Source organism: Nostoc sp. LEGE 12454 (genome assembly GCF_056620565.1).
Window position 1 is genome coordinate 1 of record NZ_JBWQXL010000100.1, and the last position, 3,085, is coordinate 3,085.

Genomic DNA, 3,085 nt, shown 5'->3' on the forward strand with positions numbered 1-3,085 from the left:
CGAATCGTACTTGTCTTGAATGCTTTCTACTACCTGCTTATCAGACATATAAGCCTTTAATTCGGTTACATTCCGATCATCTAACCATTCGGCAAATTGTTCAAGTTATTTTTACATGATGCCTTATGGTTATGGGTTTGGAGGACTGGAACACCCAACAGGGAGTAGTTGAATTAGGGGAACAGCGTCTCCTTGCAGCCATTCGTCGTGAATTGGGTCAACAAGTTAAAAAACTACTTGCACCTCCAATACCTGCTGAAGATGCCTCTTCATCTAGTCCTTTTGACGAATATGCCAGAATAGGAATTCCCGTCGCTCCCTTTCCTGGATGGATGGTATGTCCGAGATGTCGGTTGCTAGCCCCTTTATATCCTTATTTCCAACTTAAAGAAAATTCTTATCGTCCAGACCAAACCCGTTACGTTCATCTAAACTGTCCTAAAAGTCAAAAGAAAGACCCAACAGCAATACCATCGCGGTTCCTCGTTTCCTGCGATCGCGGACATTTAGATGACTTTCCTTGGTTATATTTTGTCCATCGTGGTAATACAGCCTGCAAGGGGCCACTCAGGCTGGAGGAATACGGTGTATCTGGTTCACCTACAGATATTGTAGTCAAATGCAATGGCTGCAACAGCGAACGTCGATTATCCGATGCTTTTGGTGAATTAGGCAAAAAAAATATGCCGCGTTGTCGCGCTCGTCACCCGCATCTACGTGGTTTTGATGATAGCTGCGACGAACAGATGAAAACCATCTTGTTGGGAGCATCCAATAGCTGGTTTCCAATTACACTCTCAGCCTTATCAATTCCCATCACCTCCAATCAATTAGAGCAGTTGGTCAATCAAAACTGGACTATTTTGGGAAAAGCGAGTAATTTTAGTGCCTTAGATGCTGTGCTGCAAGCTTTCTTCGCTATGGGGCAACTTCAGGAATTATCTAAATACACAACAGACAAAATTTGGTCGCTAGTTGAACAAAAACAACTTCAGCAGCAAAGCACTTTTGATGATGAAAGCGTCAGGGACTTGAAAACACCTGAATGGCAAATTTTCTCAGCAGCAGACCCAAACCTTAATACCCCAGATTTTCAACTGCGGACTGTAAACCCACCATCTGGGTATGAAAATTACTTTTCGCAGGTGGTGTTGGTAGAAAGATTGCGAGAAGTTCGTGCCTTAATTGGCTTTACACGCATTCAATCACCTGGGGATTTTATTGACTCTGGAGAAATTCTCACAGAGCATCGGGTTCCATTGAGTCGCAGCAAACCTAAATGGGTACCGGCAAGTGAAGTCAAAGGCGAAGGTATCTTTATCCAGTTCAAAGAAACGACACTTCATCAATGGGAGCAAAATCAACTGTTGCAAGATTATGAACGTCAAGTATTCGATGCTCATAAAAAGTGGTGTAGTGTTCGTTCTCTCGATCCAGAAAAAGGTAAATTTGGTGTACGCTACATTTTGCTACACTCCTTTGCTCACGCCCTGATGCGGCAAATGGCCCTTGAGTGTGGTTACAATGCTGCTAGTTTAAAGGAGCGAATTTACTCCAAACGACCAGAAGAAGAAGGCGGCCCAATGGCAGGCATACTAATTTATACCGCCGCACCTGATAGTGAAGGTACCTTGGGTGGTTTAGTCAGTTTGGGAGAGCCTAAAATACTTGGATACCATATAGACCAAGCTTTAGAACAAATGCGGTTATGTGCTTCTGATCCCTTGTGTGCAGAACATACTCCCTTTAAAGGAGCTACATCACTACATTGGGCAGCTTGCCATGCTTGTCTGTTTAGCCCAGAAACCTCCTGTGAACGCGGCAATAAGTATCTGGATCGCGCGGTACTTATTCCCACTGTACTATCCGCAGACTTAGCGTTCTTCCCAGAGGAGAAAACGTGAGCTTTTTACCACCGCTTTTATTGGCTCAAATTCGTACCTGTGCCAAACAACTTCCATCTCCTGTTTTAGATGCTGTAATTAATTTGTTGATAGCTACTCCAGCAAGATATTGTGATTTCGCGTTGAAAGCATCAATCTTGAAACAACTGCCCAATACTAATTTTCGCCGACTGGTAGGGGAATTGTTAGAAACTTGGTGTCGGGAAGCTATTTATTTGGACAGTAGTGCGATCGCATCTGCATTAGCCACAGCAATTTACTGTGAGGTGGCAGCAAAGGATGAGTTGTCTGTTGAGTTGGTTTGGACTGGCCCCACAAGTGAGGGTATACCACTTCGCAGAACAGAACAAGTGTTACTACAATTAATTCACGAAGCGCAACGGGAAATAATTCTTGTCAGTTTTGCTGTTTATAAGATTCCAGAGATTGCAAAAGCATTATTAACAGCAATGAAACGAGAAGTCACTGTGCGAATTATTGCTGAAACCCCCGAATCTAGCAAGGGTAAAATACCTTTTGGAGTCAGTGCAGCATTGGGACTGGAAATTGCCCAACAAGCACACATTTTTATTTGGCCACGAAATAAGCGGCTTACAGATTCAGAAGGAAGGTATGGTTCCTTACACGTTAAATGTGCGATCGCCGATAGAAAGCACCTGTTTATTTCCAGTGCTAACCTCACTGAGTACGCTCTGACATTAAATATGGAAATGGGACTACTAGTTCACGGTGAAGATATAGCTCATCAAGTAGCGGAACATATCGACCGTTTAATTCAGGAAGAGTTTCTCGTATCTTTAAACTCGCTGTAGGCATAAGTATTCAGTAGGTAACTCATTTTTGCAGCTTTCGCTGTGCCCAAGGCAACCCACAGTCTCTGTTCCCGTTGATTTTACGGGAGGTTGATCGGGTTCCATCATCGCTTCGATTTCATACATCCACTCACCGACGAGTTTCTGGAGCCACTGATGTTCTTTCTTTTTGCGGTTGAGCAGGCATGGGTGAGGTTTGTTCAGCTTGGTTGGGTTCCATTGGGTTATCTCCTTTTGTGAATCGAATGGCACTAAGAAAAGCTGTAAAGTATGCGGGATAGGGATTACAGCTTTTAATGTCAGAGAGCAAAGTAATGGCATGAGCCAGGCGATCGCCAATGGAGAGATGAGGTAAGGTTGCCCAGAATT

General features: G+C 43.7%; 4 protein-coding genes. 2 read left to right on the top strand and 2 right to left on the bottom strand.

Annotated elements, in window-relative coordinates; translation table 11 throughout:
- Nucleotides 1-125: 125 nt before the first annotated feature.
- Nucleotides 126-1,904 (top strand): DrmB family protein, encoded by a 1,779-nt coding sequence (drmB, locus tag AC1F2U_RS34495; protein ID WP_480265235.1) that lies wholly within the window; start codon nucleotides 126-128, stop codon nucleotides 1,902-1,904.
- Nucleotides 1,901-2,716 carry a DISARM system phospholipase D-like protein DrmC gene (gene drmC, locus AC1F2U_RS34500; protein ID WP_229500711.1) on the top strand — a complete coding sequence of 272 codons (816 nt, stop codon included), beginning with the start codon at nucleotides 1,901-1,903 and terminating at the stop codon, nucleotides 2,714-2,716. Before drmB ends, drmC begins: the two co-directional genes overlap by 4 nt.
- On the opposite strand, the gene AC1F2U_RS34505 is transcribed toward drmC, so the two are convergent.
- Both AC1F2U_RS34505 and AC1F2U_RS34510 read right to left on the bottom strand, forming a co-directional pair.
- Nucleotides 2,702-2,842: a hypothetical protein gene (locus AC1F2U_RS34505; protein ID WP_480265236.1), complete on the bottom strand. Its 141-nt coding sequence runs from the start codon at nucleotides 2,840-2,842 to the stop codon at nucleotides 2,702-2,704. The genes drmC and AC1F2U_RS34505 overlap by 15 nt on opposite strands.
- Before the next feature lie 4 nt (nucleotides 2,843-2,846).
- On the bottom strand, nucleotides 2,847-3,085 hold a 239-nt coding region (locus AC1F2U_RS34510; RefSeq protein ID WP_480265237.1), incomplete at its 5' end, for a hypothetical protein.